16 protein-coding genes are annotated in these 16,555 nt (G+C 55.0%); 9 read left to right on the forward strand and 7 right to left on the reverse strand.

The window, feature by feature from the left end:
* Window positions 1-139: 139 nt before the first annotated feature.
* From ACLHDD_RS07295 to ACLHDD_RS07310, 4 genes are all read left to right on the forward strand, one after another.
* Complete coding sequence (locus tag ACLHDD_RS07295) at window positions 140-1,867, forward strand: potassium/proton antiporter (RefSeq protein ID WP_427103564.1); 1,728 nt, start codon at window positions 140-142, stop codon at window positions 1,865-1,867.
* A 78-nt stretch (window positions 1,868-1,945) separates the two neighbouring features.
* The gene (locus ACLHDD_RS07300) at window positions 1,946-2,179 is read left to right on the forward strand and encodes a DUF1480 family protein (protein ID WP_427103565.1); all 234 of its coding nucleotides are present in this window, start codon (window positions 1,946-1,948) and stop codon (window positions 2,177-2,179) included.
* 373 nt (window positions 2,180-2,552) lie between these two features.
* Window positions 2,553-4,019: an undecaprenyl-phosphate galactose phosphotransferase WbaP gene (gene wbaP, locus ACLHDD_RS07305; protein WP_427103566.1), complete on the forward strand. Its 1,467-nt coding sequence runs from the start codon at window positions 2,553-2,555 to the stop codon at window positions 4,017-4,019.
* Window positions 4,020-4,146: 127 nt separating this feature from the next.
* Window positions 4,147-5,340, forward strand: a complete 1,194-nt coding sequence (locus ACLHDD_RS07310) for a multidrug effflux MFS transporter (protein WP_427103567.1) — start codon at window positions 4,147-4,149, stop codon at window positions 5,338-5,340.
* On the opposite strand, the gene dadX is transcribed toward ACLHDD_RS07310, so the two are convergent.
* Window positions 5,333-6,403 (reverse strand): catabolic alanine racemase DadX, encoded by a 1,071-nt coding sequence (dadX, locus tag ACLHDD_RS07315; protein ID WP_427103568.1) that lies wholly within the window; start codon window positions 6,401-6,403, stop codon window positions 5,333-5,335. The two genes, ACLHDD_RS07310 and dadX, sit on opposite strands and share 8 nt — an antisense overlap.
* 18 nt (window positions 6,404-6,421) lie before the next feature.
* Window positions 6,422-7,723: a D-amino acid dehydrogenase gene (locus ACLHDD_RS07320; protein WP_427103569.1), complete on the reverse strand. Its 1,302-nt coding sequence runs from the start codon at window positions 7,721-7,723 to the stop codon at window positions 6,422-6,424.
* A 497-nt stretch (window positions 7,724-8,220) separates the two neighbouring features.
* Here ACLHDD_RS07320 and ACLHDD_RS07325 point away from each other — a divergent pair, with 497 nt between their 5' ends.
* Window positions 8,221-9,756, forward strand: a complete 1,536-nt coding sequence (locus ACLHDD_RS07325) for a SpoVR family protein (protein ID WP_427103570.1) — start codon at window positions 8,221-8,223, stop codon at window positions 9,754-9,756.
* 35 nt (window positions 9,757-9,791) lie between these two features.
* Here the strand turns inward: ACLHDD_RS07325 and fadR are convergent, their stop codons facing one another.
* Complete coding sequence (gene fadR, locus ACLHDD_RS07330) at window positions 9,792-10,511, reverse strand: fatty acid metabolism transcriptional regulator FadR (RefSeq protein ID WP_111138884.1); 720 nt, start codon at window positions 10,509-10,511, stop codon at window positions 9,792-9,794.
* Between the two features lie 463 nt (window positions 10,512-10,974).
* Here fadR and dsbB point away from each other — a divergent pair, with 463 nt between their 5' ends.
* Entirely contained in the window at window positions 10,975-11,505 is a 531-nt protein-coding gene (dsbB, locus tag ACLHDD_RS07335) for a disulfide bond formation protein DsbB (protein ID WP_427103571.1), read from the forward strand.
* A gap of 51 nt (window positions 11,506-11,556) precedes the next feature.
* Here dsbB and ACLHDD_RS07340 read toward each other — a convergent pair whose 3' ends face one another.
* The 3 genes from ACLHDD_RS07340 to ACLHDD_RS07350 form a co-directional block, all read right to left on the reverse strand.
* Window positions 11,557-12,003: a YcgN family cysteine cluster protein gene (locus tag ACLHDD_RS07340; RefSeq protein ID WP_427103572.1), complete on the reverse strand. Its 447-nt coding sequence runs from the start codon at window positions 12,001-12,003 to the stop codon at window positions 11,557-11,559.
* 64 nt (window positions 12,004-12,067) lie between these two features.
* Window positions 12,068-12,727 carry a fumarylacetoacetate hydrolase family protein gene (locus tag ACLHDD_RS07345; protein ID WP_427103573.1) on the reverse strand — a complete coding sequence of 220 codons (660 nt, stop codon included), beginning with the start codon at window positions 12,725-12,727 and terminating at the stop codon, window positions 12,068-12,070.
* A 317-nt stretch (window positions 12,728-13,044) separates the two neighbouring features.
* Window positions 13,045-13,320: a YcgL domain-containing protein gene (locus ACLHDD_RS07350; RefSeq protein WP_111138880.1), complete on the reverse strand. Its 276-nt coding sequence runs from the start codon at window positions 13,318-13,320 to the stop codon at window positions 13,045-13,047.
* 155 nt (window positions 13,321-13,475) lie between these two features.
* Between ACLHDD_RS07350 and minC the strand changes: the two genes are divergently transcribed.
* Genes minC through minE form a run of 3 tightly spaced genes read left to right on the forward strand, consistent with a single transcriptional unit; the run spans window position 13,476 to window position 15,308 of the window.
* Window positions 13,476-14,189: a septum site-determining protein MinC gene (minC, locus tag ACLHDD_RS07355; protein ID WP_427103574.1), complete on the forward strand. Its 714-nt coding sequence runs from the start codon at window positions 13,476-13,478 to the stop codon at window positions 14,187-14,189.
* A gap of 33 nt (window positions 14,190-14,222) precedes the next feature.
* Window positions 14,223-15,035, forward strand: a complete 813-nt coding sequence (gene minD, locus ACLHDD_RS07360; RefSeq protein ID WP_427103575.1) for a septum site-determining protein MinD — start codon at window positions 14,223-14,225, stop codon at window positions 15,033-15,035.
* A 3-nt stretch (window positions 15,036-15,038) separates the two neighbouring features.
* A complete protein-coding gene (minE, locus tag ACLHDD_RS07365; RefSeq protein ID WP_111138877.1) occupies window positions 15,039-15,308 on the forward strand; it encodes a cell division topological specificity factor MinE in 270 nt (89 codons plus the stop codon).
* Between the two features lie 53 nt (window positions 15,309-15,361).
* On the opposite strand, the gene rnd is transcribed toward minE, so the two are convergent.
* Window positions 15,362-16,483 carry a ribonuclease D gene (rnd, locus tag ACLHDD_RS07370; protein ID WP_427103576.1) on the reverse strand — a complete coding sequence of 374 codons (1,122 nt, stop codon included), beginning with the start codon at window positions 16,481-16,483 and terminating at the stop codon, window positions 15,362-15,364.
* Between the last annotated feature and the right edge of the window lie 72 nt (window positions 16,484-16,555).

Genomic DNA, 16,555 nt, shown 5'->3' on the forward strand with positions numbered 1-16,555 from the left:
ATACCTCTGCGGGTTAAACAATGCGTATAATAGACATTTTCACAATGACAACTCTTTGATAAAACATTATCTTTCAGAGATAGCATGGATATTTGTCAGCAGTTTCGCTATCACACTGTCATATCTCAGGAGACCGGGTTTGGACCACACTATTGTCTACAGTCTGTTTATCATCGGTTCTGTGCTGGTCGCATCGAGTATTTTGCTGAGCTCGTTTTCATCCAGGCTGGGCATCCCGATTCTGGTCATTTTCCTCGCCCTGGGCATGCTGACCGGGGTGGATGGCATCGGCGGGATTGCCTTCGATAACTATCCGGCAGCTTATCTGATCTCAAACCTGGCGCTGGCCATCATTCTGCTGGATGGCGGGATGCGCACTAAAGCGACCTCCTTTAAGGTGGCGCTGGGCCCTGCACTGTCGCTGGCGACCGTTGGCGTGATGATTACCGCCGGTCTGACCGGCGTCGTGGCTGCGTGGCTGTTCAACCTCGATATGATGCAGGGCTTTCTGATTGGCGCCATTATCGGCTCTACCGACGCCGCCGCCGTCTTTTCACTGCTGGGTGATAAAGGACTGAACGAGCGTGTCAGCTCTACTCTGGAGATCGAATCGGGCAGCAATGACCCGATGGCGGTCTTTCTGACTATCACCCTGATAGAGATGATTGAACAGGGCCGCAGCGGCCTCGACTGGATGTTCCTGGTCCATCTGGTGCAGCAGTTCGGTCTGGGTATCGTGCTGGGTCTGGGCGGCGGCTGGGCACTGCAGCAGTTGATAAACCGTATCAGCCTGGCCGGGGGTCTTTATCCTCTGCTGGCACTGAGCGGCGGCATTCTGGTCTTTGCCCTGACGACGGTGCTTGAGGGCAGCGGCATCCTCGCCGTCTATCTATGCGGTTTTTTGCTGGGCAACAGTCCGATTCGCAACCGTCACGGCATCCTGCAGACTTTTGACGGCATGGCCTGGCTCAGTCAGATTGGTATGTTCATCGTGCTGGGGCTGCTGGTGACGCCGTCCGACCTCTGGCATATCGCCCTGCCCGCAATGATCCTGTCGCTGTGGCTGATCCTGGTGGCGCGTCCGCTGTCGGTCTTTATCGGCCTGATGCCGTTCCGCAGCTTCACCACCCGCGAGCGGTTCTTTATCAGCTGGGTCGGGTTGCGCGGTGCGGTGCCGATCATCCTGGCGGTATTCCCGATGATGGCCGGGCTGGAGAATGCCTCGCTCTATTTTAATATCGCCTTCTTTGTGGTGCTGGTCTCCCTGATGCTGCAGGGCACCTCGCTGGGCTTCGCCGCCAGAAAAGCGAAAGTGGTCGTGCCGCCGACCGCCTCGCCCATCAGCCGTATCGGCCTGGATATCCATCCGGAGAATCCGTGGGAGCAGTTTGTCTATCAGCTCAGTGCAGATAAATGGTGCGTGGGCGCAGCCCTTCGTGACCTGCAGATGCCGCGTGAGACCCGCATCGCCGCGCTGTTCCGGGACAATGTGCTGATGCACCCCAACGGCGGCACGCGGCTGAAGGAAAATGACGTAATCTGTGTCATCGGCCGTGAGCGCGACCTGCCCGCACTGGGCAAGATGTTCAGCCAGACGCCGCCGGTTTCACTCGACCAGCGTTTTTTTGGGGACTTTATTCTTGATGCGGAAGCGCGTCTGCGTGATGTTGCGCAGATTTATGGTCTGGAACTGGATGAGGATACCAACGATCAACAGTCACTGGGTCAGCTGGTGCTGGCGATGCTGGGAGGCTCGCCAGTCGTCGGTGACCAGGTGGAATGGAATCAGCTGACCTGGACCGTGGCGGAAAAAGAGGATAACCGTATTGTTAAGATTGGTGTCCGTCCGGCTGAAGAGAAGGAATAATCCTAATCATTCAGCCACGTTATTTTCTGTTGATACGCTAAGCTTAACGCTCGTTATCAGTAAAAACGGGAGAGAGGAATGGGACACGTTGTTAAAATAGGTCGTTATGAGATTGTTGATGCCGATCTTGAGGGTGAAAATACCAACACCGTCAGTATCCCCTGTCATACCAATCCCGGCTTAATTACTCAACTTGACGGCTGGGATCGCGATACCAGCGTGCCCGCCTGGATCGACGGGGAACCTGTGGATCTGCAAATCGGTCATTACGATAAACAGCAGGACCGCTGGATTTTAAAAAAACCTGCCTGAGCTTTTTCATTACCGCCAGTCAAACGCCCTGGCGGTAATTCCTAAAAGGTGTCTTAAACAGTTTAGTTATAACTGAACCTCTTCTTATTTTATCTAAATAAATCAAAAGATTACTCGTTTAAAACTTTACTCACTTTCACCGTTTTCAGATTTTTTCCGTATTAACCTTGTCAAGTATCTCCTGCATACTCAATCTCATTGCTGCAACATTTCGTGAGTAGTATCACGTTTTAATCGTTACCTTTCTGCAGCTGTATTGGCTTGACTGACTGCACCAGACTGAAAATGAATTTTTAAATTTTCAGCAGCCCACTCCTGAGCGCGTACCTGATTTTAATCAGGCATCTTTTACTTAAGAAAGAGAGCAGGTTTTATGGCAAGTACATTGATAATGAATAGCCCGAGCCGCTCATGGAGCGGCACGCGCAAAAATATCATCGTGAAATTCGCCCTGAGTTTTTCCGATCTGATTGCACTCAATCTGGCTTTATTTTTATCTGCCGCCACGATTCAGGGTATCTGGGGCGAGCTGGACACCTTTATCCCCCCTCATCAGATTGAATATCGCTTTATTGCGCAGTTTATTATGTCGGTGCTCTGTACCGGCTGGTTCTGGGTTCGTCTGCGCCACTATACCTATCGCAAACCTTTCTGGTTTGAGCTGAAAGAGATTGTTAAAACCTTATTCGTTTTTTCGCTGCTCGACCTCGCACTGATCGCCTTCTCAAAATGGGACTTCTCGCGCATGGTGTGGGTCTTTAGCTGGACTTACGCCCTGCTGCTGCTGCCGCTGATGCGGGCGATGGTCAAACGTGCCATCAACAAGGCAGGCCAGTGGCAGAAAGAGACGATTATTATCGGTTCAGGCCGCAACGCCACTGAAGCTTACGCGGCCCTGCAGAGCGAGGAGATTCTGGGCTATAACGTGCAGGCGTTTATCTCGGTTGATGATGTGCCGACCGGGCAGAGCGTCAACGGCGTGCCGGTGATCACCTGGAAAGATATCAACTGGCAGACTATCGACCGTGACAACGTGCAGTTTATCGTTGCCATGGAGTATGAGCAGCAACCCATGCGCGATCGCTGGCTGAAATTCCTGTCGAAGATGAATTGCCGGTCGGTTTCTGTCATTCCGACGCTGCGCGGTGTGCCGCTTTATGGCACCGACATGTCATTCATTTTCAGCCATGAAGTGATGATCCTGCGCGTCAGCAACAACCTGGCGAAGCACTCCTCCCGCTTCATGAAGCGCGCCTTTGATATCGTGGTGGCATCAATGCTACTGCTGTTCCTCGGTCCTGTCTTCGCCCTGCTCTGCTTTATGGTGAAGCGGGATGGCGGCAATGCGATCTATGGTCACGAACGGGTTGGTCAGAACGGTAAGAAATTTAAATGCCTCAAGTTCCGTTCGATGGTGACCAACTCTAAAGAGGTGCTGGAGAAGTTACTGGCGACCAGCGAAGAGGCGCGAAGAGAGTGGGACAAAGACTTCAAGCTGAAGAACGATCCGCGTATTACCGCTATCGGTGGGTTCCTGCGTAAAACCAGCCTTGATGAGTTACCGCAACTGTGGAACGTGATTCGCGGTGAGATGAGCCTGGTGGGCCCGCGTCCGGTGATTGAAGCCGAACTGGAGCGCTATGCCGGTGATGTCGACTATTACCTGATGGCCAAACCCGGCATGACCGGACTCTGGCAGGTCAGCGGACGAAATGATATCGACTACGATACCCGCGTCTATTTTGACTCCTGGTATGTCAAGAACTGGGCGCTCTGGACCGATATCGCCATTCTGTTTAAAACCGCCGGTGTCGTGCTGCGCCGCGACGGTGCTTACTGAGTCTGACCCTGCGATGCCTGTTTCAGCAGGCATCGCACTTTCCGCCCCCCTTGCCTCTATCTTTTTTGCCCCCGAATCATTACCCTTTGCGATCGTTTTTTAACAGACCGTTTACCCTCTGGTTGTTATGCAAAAATTTACTCTGCTGTTATTAAGCCTGGTGCTGCTGGCACCTTTAGGCATCGATCTCTATTTGCCCACGCTGCCGCAAATCGCCGTGGGTCTGAATACACCGGTGTCGCTGGTTCAGACCACGATTCCTCTGTTCCTGCTGGTAATGGGTCTGGGACAACTGGTGACAGGTCCGCTGGTGGACAACTATGGCCGTAAGCCCATCGCCCTGCTGGGCCTGGCACTCTATATCACGGGCAGTGTCATCGCGGCGACTGCAACCTCCTTTCCACTGTTTGTCATTGCGCGTCTGGTGCAGGGCTGCGGTGTCTGCTGCAGCGCGGTTGTCGCCTTCAGCGGTGTGCGGGACCGCCTCAGCGGTGAAGATGCCGCCCGCGCCTATGGCTTCCTCAATGGCGCGCTGAACATTGTTCCGGCTCTGGCGCCGCTGCTGGGCGGCCTGTTGGCCAGCGCCTTCGACTGGCGCGCGCCCTTCTGGTTCCTCTGTGGCTACGGCGTGTTGATTACCCTGCTGGTGCTCATCTGGCTGCCTGAAACCCGCCCGGCAGACACCCTGCGCGTTAAAGGCCTGCCGGTTAAACAATATGCCGCAATCCTGCGTCAGCCTCGCTTTCTGGCATTCGCATTTGCTAACGCCGGAGCGCTGGGCATGGTGCTGACCTATGTGTCGCTGGCACCCCAGGTGCTGATGAGCGAAGGCGGCCTGACGCCGATCCAGTTCTCCTTTGCTTTTGGCGCGAACGGTTTCTGGATCATGTTTGTCAGCCTGTTTGTCAATAAAGCAATCCGTAAAGCGGGTCGCCCTTTCTGTCTGGCGATGGGCTTTCTGACCATGCTGACAGGCGCGCTGCTGCTGGTTGCCGGTATGCAGGTCTTCCCGACAGCAATGCAGACGCACTGGGCGCTCTATATGTTCCCGGTGGCCGTGGCGGTGGCCGGTCTGGCCTTTACCGTCGGCCCCGCCACCAGCTATGCGCTGGAGCCGTATCAGCAGCAGGCGGGCGTCGCGTCGGCCCTGCAGGGCTTTATTCAGATGGCGGGCGGTGCGGCAGGCAGCCTGATAATTGTGGCGCTGCCAGTGGCGGAGAAACTCTCACTAAGCCTGATGATGCTGGTGGGTGCAGCGCTGGCGTTCATCGCCTGGCGCTGCAGCAGAAAGATGCGCGGCACGCTGACTGCGCTTAAATAATCGTCACAGGAACGCGGGGGGCGAGCGCACACATCAGCTCGTACCCTACCGTCCCGGCCGCTTTAGCAACCTGATCGATTTTGACCTGCTCGCCCCACAGCTCGACAGCTGAACCGATGCCCGCCTGAGGACAGGGGGTCAGATCCACCGTAATCATATCCATGGAAACCGCGCCCACCACCTGCGTCATCACGCCATCCACGCAGACGGGCGTGCCGGTCGGCGCATGACGCGGATAGCCGTCGGCGTAACCACAGGCGACGACGCCGATCCGCTGGGCGCTGCTGGCCCGGTAGCGGTAGCCGTAACCGACGCCATCGCCCGCCTGAAGCTGCTGCACTGCGATAATCTCGCTGCTCAGGGTCATCACCGGTTGCAGGCCGCTGCCGGCGATATCCTGCCAGTCGCCGCTGGGCGATGCGCCATAAAGGACGATGCCAGGACGAACCCAGTCAAAGTGCGCTTCCGGATGCCACAGCGTACAGGCGGAGTTAGAAAGAGAGCGTGGGCAGTTCAGCCCCTCTGCCGCCTGTTCGATACGCTGCAGCGGGGCAATCAGCCCCTCGGGATTTTCCGCATCGGCAAAGTGTGCCATCAGCGTCATCTCACCCACGTTACTCAGCGCACGCAGCTTCTGCCAGGCGCTGTTAACCTGTTCCGGCCGGAAGCCCAGCCGGTTCATGCCGCTGTTGACCTTGAGGTAGATATCCACCGGCGCAGAGAGCCTGGCCGCGGCCAGCGCGGTGATCTGCCAGTTACTGTGAACGCTGGTCGTCAGGCGGTAGCGGTCGATCAGGTGCAGGTCGTCCGGATGAAAAAAGCCCTCCAGCAGCAGAATCGGTTTTTTCCAGCCCTGCTCACGCAGCTGAATCGCCTCTTCCATATTGAGCAGCGCAAAGCCGTCAGTGGCAGATAACGCTTCGCGCACGCGATCTATGCCGTGGCCGTAGGCATTCGCTTTGACCACTGACCAGACGCGTGATGCGGGGGCCGCCTGACGCACAATCGTCAGGTTGTGACGAAGCGCCTGCTGGTTAATGGACGCGACAATCGGACGTGACATCTTCCTCTCCCTGAATACTTAACGAGTGGCGTTAGCGTTACGCAGCGGGGATGATGCCGCCGCGAAACCGGGTAAGTAGCGAAACACCGCCAGGTCATCGGCGGCAATAGCAGGTTTTTTACCGGAGATAAGATCGGCCAGTAGCTGCCCCGATCCACACGCCATCGTCCAGCCCAGTGTACCGTGCCCGGTATTCAGGTAGAGATTAGAGAGGGGCGTGGCACCTACGATCGGCGTGCCGTCCGGCGTCATCGGGCGCAGGCCGGTCCAGAAACTTGCCTGTGCGACATGACCGCCCTCAGGATAGAGATCACTGACGACCATCTCCAGCGTTTCCCGTCGTGCTTCGGTGAGTCTGGTGTTAAAACCAACAATTTCCGCCATTCCCCCGACGCGGATGCGATCGTCAAACCGGGTTACCGCCACTTTGTAGGTTTCATCCAGGATGGTTGAGACCGGTGCTGCATCCGGGTTTTTTATCGGAATGGTCAGTGAGTAACCTTTTAATGGATAGACCGGAATGTCGATTACATTCCTTAACAGCGCAGTCGAATAGGAGCCAAACGCCACCACGTAACTGTCTGCTTTGACGATTTCGTCGCCACATTTCACACCATAGATGCGGTTGCCGTCGCGCAGCAGGTGATCAACGGTCGTGTTGTAGCGGAAAACCACCCCCGCCTCTTCGGCCATCTTCGCCAGCCGCTGTGTAAAGAGCTGGCAGTCGCCGGTTTCATCATTGGGCAGGCGCAGCCCCCCTGTGAGCTTATGCTGCGTCGCTGCCAGCGCGGGTTCAACACGCGACAGTTCGTGCGCCTCTAACAGCTCATAGGGCACGCCCGCATCACGCAGCACGGCAATATCTTTACTGGCACTGTCGAACTGTTGCTGGGTGCGGAAGAGTTGCAGCGTTCCGCCCTGACGGCCTTCATAAGCGATACCGGTTTCACTGCGTAACGCTTTCAGGCAGTCCCGGCTGTATTCGGCGATCCGCACCATCCGGCTTTTATTCTGCTGGTAATGATTGATGTCGCAGTTGCGCAACATGTGCCACATCCACTCCAGCTGAAAACTGCTGCCATCCAGCCGGATAGCCAGTGGCGCATGACGCTGAAACATCCACTTTACCGCTTTCAGTGGCACGCCGGGCGCCGCCCAGGGGGCAGCGTAGCCCGGTGAGATCTGACCGGCATTGCCCGCACTGGTTTCCATCGCCGCCGCAGGCTGACGATCGATGACGGTGACCTGATGTCCGGCCCGGGCCAGATACCAGGCGCTGGCCACACCGACTACCCCACTTCCAAGAATGACAACGTGCATAGCACCCGACCTCTAAAAGCATAATTCACTGTTCAAATGATGATAGCCAGCGTATTAATACAGCGGCTACCACCCCGGAATTTCACCATCTATTTCACATCTTTTTTACTTTTCAGTTAACTAAAATCTTGCTGCAGGCCCGATTTCAGCGATTTATGCGTATTAATCCCTGAATGCAGAAATAAATGACAGCAAAGCCAGTGAAAACCGCCTGTTTCAGGAGAATCCTTCAACCCCATACAATCCACTTATAAACAGGACAAAAGACCAATTAATTATTAATAAACCGTATTTAAATCTGATAAATATCTTATTGCTTCTATCTGAATGATTTTGTGCCAAAGATTTCATTTGAGTTCGCATTTCGGATAGGCGACAGTGGGCTATCATTGTTGTGTTCGCCTAGTTTTTTTGGGTTCCCTTTTTCAGGACGAAGCCTTAAATAACCAGAACGGGTTGTCTTTCGGGTCAGCCGGTTTGCCAACAAGAGGTGCGCTATGACGACAATCTTTGACGAAGCCATCAGAGACAGCAAACGACTCAATGACGGACCAGACTGGACATTCGACCTGCTGGATGTCTATTTAGCCGAGATCGACCGGGTGGCTAAACTCTATCGGCTGGATACCTACCCGCACCAGATCGAAGTCATAACCTCAGAACAGATGATGGATGCCTATTCCAGCGTGGGTATGCCCATCAACTACTCTCACTGGTCCTTCGGTAAAAAGTTTATCGAGACCGAGCAGCGCTACAAGCATGGTCAGCAGGGCCTGGCCTATGAAATCGTCATTAACTCCAACCCCTGCATCGCCTATCTGATGGAAGAGAACACCATGACCATGCAGGCGCTGGTGATGGCGCATGCCTGCTACGGTCACAACTCGTTCTTCAAAAATAACTACTTGTTCCGCAGCTGGACCGACGCCGGTTCAATCGTCGACTACCTGCTGTTCGCGAAAAATTACATCAGCGACTGCGAAGAGCGTTACGGCGTCGAAGAGGTTGAACGCCTGCTCGATTCCTGCCACGCCTTAATGAATTATGGCGTCGATCGCTACAAACGCCCGCAGAAAATCTCTCTGCAGGAGGAAAAAGCCCGGCAGAAGAGCCGCGAAGAGTATCTGCAGAGTCAGGTGAATACGCTCTGGCGCACGCTGCCACGCCGTGAAAAAGAGGCAGTGCCCTTTGAAGCGGCCCGCTACCCCTCTGAGCCGCAGGAAAACCTGCTCTATTTTATGGAAAAGAACGCCCCGCTGCTGGAGCCGTGGCAGCGCGAGATCCTGCGCATCGTGCGCAAGGTGAGCCAGTATTTCTATCCACAGAAACAGACGCAGGTAATGAATGAAGGATGGGCAACCTTCTGGCATTACACCATTCTTAATCACCTGTACGATGAGGGCAAAGTGTCGGAACGCTTTATGATGGAGTTCCTGCACAGCCACACCAACGTCGTCTATCAGCCGCCCTACAATAGTCAGTGGTACAACGGCATCAACCCCTATGCATTAGGTTTTGCCATGATGCAGGACATTAAGCGAATCTGTCAGTCACCGACGGAAGAGGATCGCTACTGGTTCCCGGATATCGCCGGATCCGACTGGCTGGACACGCTGCATTTCGCGATGCGCGAGTTCAAGGATGAGAGTTTCATCAGTCAGTTCCTGTCGCCAAAGGTGATGCGTGACTTCCGCCTGTTTACCGTGCTGGACGATGACCGCAACAACTATCTCGAAATCGCCGCTATCCATGACGAGGCGGGTTACCGGGCGATTCGTCAGCAGCTCTCCGCCCAGTACAATCTGAGTAATCTGGAACCCAATATCCAGGTCTATAACGTCGATCTCCGTGGCGATCGTTCCCTGACGCTGCGCTATGTGCCGCAGGGCCGCACGCCACTGGATAAAAGCCGCCGCGAAGTGCTGAAGCATGTACACCGTCTGTGGGGATTTGATGTGATACTGGAACAGCAGAATGAGGATGGCAGCGTCGAACTGCTGGATCGGAATCCACCCCGGGGTGTGGCACTCTGAAGAGATAAAAAAACCGGACGCAGGGTCCGGTTTTTTTAACGTTTGTTGCCGAGATCGTCAGGCAGATTCTTTTGCATGCTGTGCCAGATTTCACCGCTTCGGCGGCCATAGTTACGCACCACCTCAACAATTTCATCCTGCCCAGGCGAGGTGTCACACAGCGCCAGCAGTTTCAGATAGAAATCACGCGCCACCTGACGGGCTTCGGGATTCGAGAAGTAGTGGCGACCTACACGCGTATAGAGACCTTTCAGACCATTGAGGATCAGACCGTAAATCGGGTTGCCTGAGGCAAAAGCCAGCCCGCGGAAAACCCGATAGTCGAGTTCGGTATAGGCATCGGCCTGGTCGGCGACCGCGCTGACGGTTTCCAGCACTTCACGCGCTTTATCCGGATGATGGCGCAGCGCACGGCTGATAAAGATGGATGAAATGTTACTGCGCACTGACAGCAGGTTGTCAATCAGCACTGGCACGCTGTCATGGTCGAGACGGGCCAGCGTTTCCAGAATGTTCAGTCCGGACGTTTCCCAGAAATCGTTGACCCGCGTGGGTTTGCCATGCTGGATCGTGAGCCAGCCATCGCGCGCCAGGCGCTGCAGCACTTCACGTAGTGTGGTGCGCGTCACACCAATTAATTCAGAAAGCTCACGCTCAGCAGGAAGGATTGACCCGGGCGGAAAGCGACTGTTCCAGATGCTTTCTATAATATACTCTTCAGCAAATCCCGCTGGACTCTGAGCCTTTATAACCATAGCAATGTGTTCTCGTTGCTTTTCTCATCATGATGGGCACTCATCATACCAGACGCCCTATAGCGGATACAGACTGCATCACCATTAAAACCGGGCGCGGACGCATATTTCAGACTGGCTGATAGCAGGCTGCTGAATGGCAGACAGGCGATTTTCTGCCAGCCAATGCCCCGAGGCAGAAAACGACGGTGATGACCTTTCTCTCTCCTGGCACCGGGGCCGGATAAACGCCGGACGGATGTCGGCCGCAGGTGTTCCGGCAGATGCCCGTCTTTCCGGTCGCGTCTTATGACTGATGCCGCTTCCAGCAGGCCCCCACCGCTGCCGTTCCGGCTTATCTGACAGTAACCTGCCCCGGATCAGTATCAGGTCATGTTTACACACGATTTTTCCCTGGCCGTAGCTGGTTTGCCTGCGCTTTTGGTTTACACTGCGTGGCATTCACGTTTACAGGGAATGCACTATGTTGAGATATCTGAATCGCTGTTCACGCGGTCGCGGCGCCTGGTTATTACTGGCCCTGACTGCGCTGGCGCTGGAAATGGCGGCACTCTTTTTTCAGCACGTTATGGGCCTGAAACCCTGCGTGATGTGCATTTATGAGCGTAATGCGCTGTTCGGCGTATTGGCCGCAGGGCTGGTTGGGACAATCGCGCCGAAATCGCCGTTACGTCTGGGCGCGCTGGCCCTCTGGCTTTACAGTGCCTGGGAAGGTCTGCGCCTCGCTTATGAACATACGATGATTCAGCTTCATCCGAATCCTTTTACCACCTGCGATTTTGCAGCCCGCTTTCCCAGCTTCCTGCCGCTCGACAGATGGCTGCCGTCAGTCTTTCTGGCCAGCGGTGATTGCGCAGAACGCAGCTGGACGTTCCTGACGCTGGGTATGCCACAGTGGATGATTGTGGTTTTTGCCGGTTATCTGCTCGTGGCGGCGCTGGTGCTGATTGCTCAGCTGTTCAGACCAAAACAACGCGATCTGTTTGGTCGCTGACAGAAAAAAGGCTGCCCGTAGCAGCCTTTTTTGTATCCGTCTTTGCGGCATTCAGCCGTTGCGATCAGGCCGGTCAATAATATGGTCTTCCCAGTCCCGCACTTCACTCTCCCGCACCGCGATATAACGCACCGAGATGCGCTGCGCATGCATGGCGCTTTTCGAACCGGCGCGCAGCGGATGCCAGGCTGGCAGCGGTTTGCCCTCGCCCAGCAGCCGGTAAGCGCAGGTGCGCGGCAGCCAGTCAAAGGTGGTCAGATTTTCGCGGGTGAGCTTAATACAATCCTCTTCTAATTCGAAGCGGCGCTCATAGTTGCGGCACTGGCAGCTTTTGATGTTGAGCTGATTACAGGCGACGTTGGTGAAGTAGATTTCATCCGTGTCGGCGTCCTGCAGCTTGTTCAGGCAACACTGACCGCAACCATCACACAAGGATTCCCACTCCTCATCGCTCATTTGGGCCAGGCGTTTGTGTTGCCAGAAAGGGGTGTCACTCATGATGATTGTCCGGATTGTGCCTGAAACGCACCTTATAAAGCCTCTGCCACAGTGATGCAAGTTTTTAGAGTACGCGCGTGCTGATGCCGTGGCCCGCAATGGAGACTTCCAGCTGATCCCCTGAACGCATCGGGCCTACCCCTTCCGGCGTGCCGGTAAGGATGACGTCGCCTGCACGCAGCGTAAAATAGCGACTCATGTAGGCAATCAGCGGCAGGATTTTATGAATCATATCCGCGGTATTACCCTGCTGTCGGACGTCGCCATTAACCAGCAACTTAAGCTCACTATTCTGCGGGTCGCCACTGAACCCGGCGGCCGGAATAAAACCGGAAATCGGACAGGCGTTATCGAAGCCTTTGGATTTCTCCCACGGCTGGCCCGCTTTTTTCAGTCCGGCCTGCAGATCCCGAAGCGTCAGATCCAGCGCCACACCATAACCTGCAATGGCCTTCGCCACATGCGCCTCACTGGCCTGTTTCAGGGTTGCACCGATCAGCACCGCCAGCTCTACTTCATGGTGAACCTCGCCAAAGCCGTCGGGAATTGAGAGCGGCTGGCGCAGATCACACAGTGCGGTTTCCGGTTTAATGAAAATAACCGGTTCAGTCGGCGTTGCACTGCCCATCTCTTTAATGTGTTTTGCATAATTACTGCCGACGCAAACCACTTTGCTGACCGGAAAATCGATTAACGCGCCTTGCCAGTTCCGATGCTGATACATGCTCATCCCCTGTTCAGGTTAGGTGTGATGCCAGCGTTGCTGGCGGATTGATGTTTGCTCACGGACTGATCGTCATGCCAGCCTCATGGCGTGATAATAAGCTCCTTTTACCGGTCCGGGGGGTGGAATTTGTCAAAAAGCGTAAACAGAGAGGCACAGGCGCTGAAGTTATGAGCAAACCGGGAAGAACATTCAGGCAGGAAATTTAAGCAGAGCAAGAAACTGATAAGCGGCGCCATCTATTTTGCACAGAATTAAAGCCATATTATCCTGACAGCATCGCGCTGGCAGGATTAATATTTACAGAAGAATCTGAGTTAAACTTTTTTATCCGCCTGTAAATGAATTTTTAGCAGACTTTCAATCGGTGGGGGAAGCTGTAAATAATAGCCCTGCTCGCTTAATCCCTGCTTAACTTTATTGATATCTGCATTGGCCAGCCTGTCGCGGCCTTCCAGCTTCAGCACCATCGCAAGCTGCGGCTTGCCAAAACCTTTCAGCAACGCTTCCGGAACGCGCGAGAAATCGTCTTTTTTTTCAACATAGAGATAAGTCTGGTCACGTAACGGGCTTCTGTAGATCACACAAAACATATTTTTTACTCGAATTAACCGGCGTTGAGGCTTGTCTGAATATAGCGGTAACTATACCATGCTTGCAGAACTTCGAATATTCACCGTGAGCGCTTAAACGATGATTTTATCATCGCCCGGCTGACGGTAGTGAAAACAGGACTGAGTCGGGACTGATGTCGCAAACGCCAATCGAATTTAAAGGTAGCAGTTTCACCCTGTCTGTTGTCCACCTGCATCACCATGACCCCGTGGTGATTCGCAAGGCACTTCAGGACAAGATTGACCAGGCGCCAGATTTCCTGAAGAACGCGCCAGTGGTGCTTAACGTGGCCACACTGAGTGCGGATGTTAACTGGAAGCAACTGCAGCAGGCGATTCTCGCCACCGGCTTACGCATTGTCGGCGTGAGCGGCTGCAAGGATGATGCTCTTAAGCGCGTCATCGTTCGGGCTGGCCTGCCGGTACTGGCAGAAGGCAAAGAGGCCCGGCCGCGTAGTGAGGCGACAGCCCCTGCACCGGTTCCTGAACCCCAGCCTGTGGCGGCCGAAGCGGTGGCGGCCAAAACCCGCATCGTGAATACCCCGGTGCGCTCGGGCCAGCAGATTTATGCGCGTGACGCCGACTTAATCGTCACCAGCAGCGTTAGCGCCGGGGCCGAACTGGTCGCCGACGGCAATATTCACATTTACGGCATGATGCGCGGTCGTGCGCTGGCAGGCGCCAGCGGTGATCGCAACTGCCAGATTTTCTGTACCCATCTGGCTGCCGAACTGGTTTCGATTGCCGGAGAGTACTGGATCATGGATCAGATCCCGCAAGAATTTTTTGGTAAAGCTGCGCGCCTGTGCCTGCAGGATGGCGCGCTGACTATCCAGACACTTAATTAGGCCCCTTTTCTTTTGTTAAGGAAATCAACATTTATGGCGCGCATTATTGTAGTTACATCCGGTAAAGGGGGCGTTGGTAAGACCACGTCAAGCGCGGCCATCGCCACCGGTTTAGCGCAGAAAGGCAAAAAGACGGTTGTGATCGACTTTGATATCGGTCTGCGTAATCTGGATTTGATCATGGGCTGCGAGCGCCGCGTGGTCTACGATTTCGTCAACGTCATTCAGGGTGATGCCACGCTGAATCAGGCACTGATTCGCGACAAGCGTACCGAGCAGCTCTATATCCTGCCTGCGTCACAGACCCGCGATAAAGATGCGCTGACCCGTGAAGGTGTTGAAAAAGTCCTGAACGACTTAGCCGCAATGGAGTTTGATTTCATTGTCTGTGACTCGCCAGCGGGTATCGAAACCGGTGCACTGATGGCACTCTATTTTGCCGATGAAGCCATCATTACCACCAACCCGGAAGTCTCCTCGGTCCGCGACTCCGACCGGATTCTCGGCATCATCTCGTCCAAATCCCGTCGCGCTGAAAACGGTCAGGACCCGGTTAAGGAGCATCTGCTGCTGACCCGCTACAATCCTGGCCGTGTAAGCCGTGGCGACATGCTGAGCATGGAAGATGTGCTGGAAATCCTGCGCATTCCTCTGGTCGGTGTGATCCCTGAAGATCAGTCCGTTTTACGCGCCTCTAACCAGGGCGAGCCGGTGATTCTTGACGGCGAGTCTGATGCTGGCAAAGCCTATGCCGATACCGTTGAACGGTTGCTCGGTGAAGTACGCCCCTTCCGCTTTATTGAAGAAGAGAAGAAGGGTTTCCTGAAACGCCTGTTCGGGGGATAAACCATGGCATTACTTGATTTCTTTTTATCCCGGAAGAAGAACACTGCCAATATAGCCAAGGAAAGGCTGCAGATTATCGTGGCAGAACGGAGAAGGGGCGACAGTGAGCCCCACTATCTTCCGCAACTTAAGCGCGACATTCTGGAAGTGATTTGCAGATATGTGAAGATCGACCCGGAGATGGTGACGGTGCAGCTGGATCAGAAAGGGGATGATATCTCCATTCTGGAGCTTAACGTCACCCTGCCGGAGACGGATGACGTGACGAAATGACGCTGACCGTTTCCTGAATTTCCCCTGCGCTCTGGCAGGGGAAATTTCATCGGTCAGCTGTCTGCCAGAATGGCATCAATGCCAGGTTTCAACAGCGCTCCCCGCCATCCGGCGAGTAGTTCCGGCTGACGTCCCTGCGGCTTCAGACCCCAGTGCTGGCTGAGAACCTGATTGATCTGACGACGTGATGCCAGCAACTCCTGGCTGAACCCACTCTGCTCACTCACCTGCTGCACCAGCGCCTTCACGGCTTTAAACACCTGCTTATAGTGCGGATGTTCAATCAGATTGCCCAGCGGCGCAGGTAATTCTCCCTCGTCCAGTGACGCGGCTTCGGCAACCAGCGCCACCAGCGTTTTGCCATGGAAACGAATCTCGTGACCCGAGAGTCCCAGATGATCCAGTTCACCCAGAGATCCGGGCATAAAGCGGGCAACCTTCCACAAATGCTCTTCGCGCACCACAAAGTTCACGGCCATATCCTTTTCACGCGCCAGCTTCAGACGCCAGGCCGCCAGCCGCTGTAACGCCGCCAGCTGACGAGGACGCAGCTGCCAGGCATTGGTGATGTCCCGCCAGGCCTCATCCGGTGCCAGCGTATCGAGACGGCGCTGACAGAGGTTTTCGCACTCGCTGAGCGCCGCCGCCATATTACCGGCCACCTCAGTATTGGCCATCAGCTGACGGGCAATCGGCAGCAGATAGTGAACATCCGCGGCTGCATAAGCGCACTGGCGCTCAGTCAGCGGGCGAGCCAGCCAGTCTGTGCGTGACTCACTTTTATCAAGTTCAACCTGGGTGAAGTGCGCGACCATCGCGGCAAAGCCCCATGAGAGCGGCTGGCCTGAAAAGGCCGCCAGAATCTGCGTGTCGATCATCGGCGCTGGCAGGACGCCAAAGCGGTGCAGGAACACTTCCAGATCTTCCCCGCCGGCATGCAGGAATTTAGTCACGCGGGTATCTGTCAGCAGTTCGATAAAGGGCGACCAGTCACGGATATTCAGCGGATCAATCAGCACCAGTTGCTGATCGTCAAACAGCTGGATCAGACCCAGCTGAGGATAGTACGTACGGGTGCGGACAAATTCGGTATCCAGTGCCACTGCCGCGTGCTGGCGCGCTTTGTGACACACGTCTGCCAGCTGATCATCCTGGTCGATAAGAGAATAGTTCACGTCTTGTTTTCACCGCAGCCCACAACGCGCGGCGCTCCTTGTTAAACACAATAAAAACGCCGGACACGCCGG

Source organism: Pantoea sp. NSTU24, from assembly GCF_050157905.1.
Lineage (GTDB): Bacteria > Pseudomonadota > Gammaproteobacteria > Enterobacterales > Enterobacteriaceae > Pantoea.

Coding starts and splice junctions, on each gene's coding strand:
- ACLHDD_RS07300 (WP_427103565.1), top strand. CDS start 1,946: ATGGGACACGTTGTTAAAATAGGTCGTTATGAGATTGTTGATGCCGAT.
- wbaP (WP_427103566.1), top strand. CDS start 2,553: ATGGCAAGTACATTGATAATGAATAGCCCGAGCCGCTCATGGAGCGGC.
- ACLHDD_RS07310 (WP_427103567.1), top strand. CDS start 4,147: ATGCAAAAATTTACTCTGCTGTTATTAAGCCTGGTGCTGCTGGCACCT.
- dadX (WP_427103568.1), bottom strand. CDS start 6,403: ATGTCACGTCCGATTGTCGCGTCCATTAACCAGCAGGCGCTTCGTCAC.
- ACLHDD_RS07320 (WP_427103569.1), bottom strand. CDS start 7,723: ATGCACGTTGTCATTCTTGGAAGTGGGGTAGTCGGTGTGGCCAGCGCC.
- ACLHDD_RS07325 (WP_427103570.1), top strand. CDS start 8,221: ATGACGACAATCTTTGACGAAGCCATCAGAGACAGCAAACGACTCAAT.
- fadR (WP_111138884.1), bottom strand. CDS start 10,511: ATGGTTATAAAGGCTCAGAGTCCAGCGGGATTTGCTGAAGAGTATATT.
- dsbB (WP_427103571.1), top strand. CDS start 10,975: ATGTTGAGATATCTGAATCGCTGTTCACGCGGTCGCGGCGCCTGGTTA.
- ACLHDD_RS07340 (WP_427103572.1), bottom strand. CDS start 12,003: ATGAGTGACACCCCTTTCTGGCAACACAAACGCCTGGCCCAAATGAGC.
- ACLHDD_RS07345 (WP_427103573.1), bottom strand. CDS start 12,727: ATGTATCAGCATCGGAACTGGCAAGGCGCGTTAATCGATTTTCCGGTC.
- ACLHDD_RS07350 (WP_111138880.1), bottom strand. CDS start 13,320: ATGTTTTGTGTGATCTACAGAAGCCCGTTACGTGACCAGACTTATCTC.
- minC (WP_427103574.1), top strand. CDS start 13,476: ATGTCGCAAACGCCAATCGAATTTAAAGGTAGCAGTTTCACCCTGTCT.
- minD (WP_427103575.1), top strand. CDS start 14,223: ATGGCGCGCATTATTGTAGTTACATCCGGTAAAGGGGGCGTTGGTAAG.
- minE (WP_111138877.1), top strand. CDS start 15,039: ATGGCATTACTTGATTTCTTTTTATCCCGGAAGAAGAACACTGCCAAT.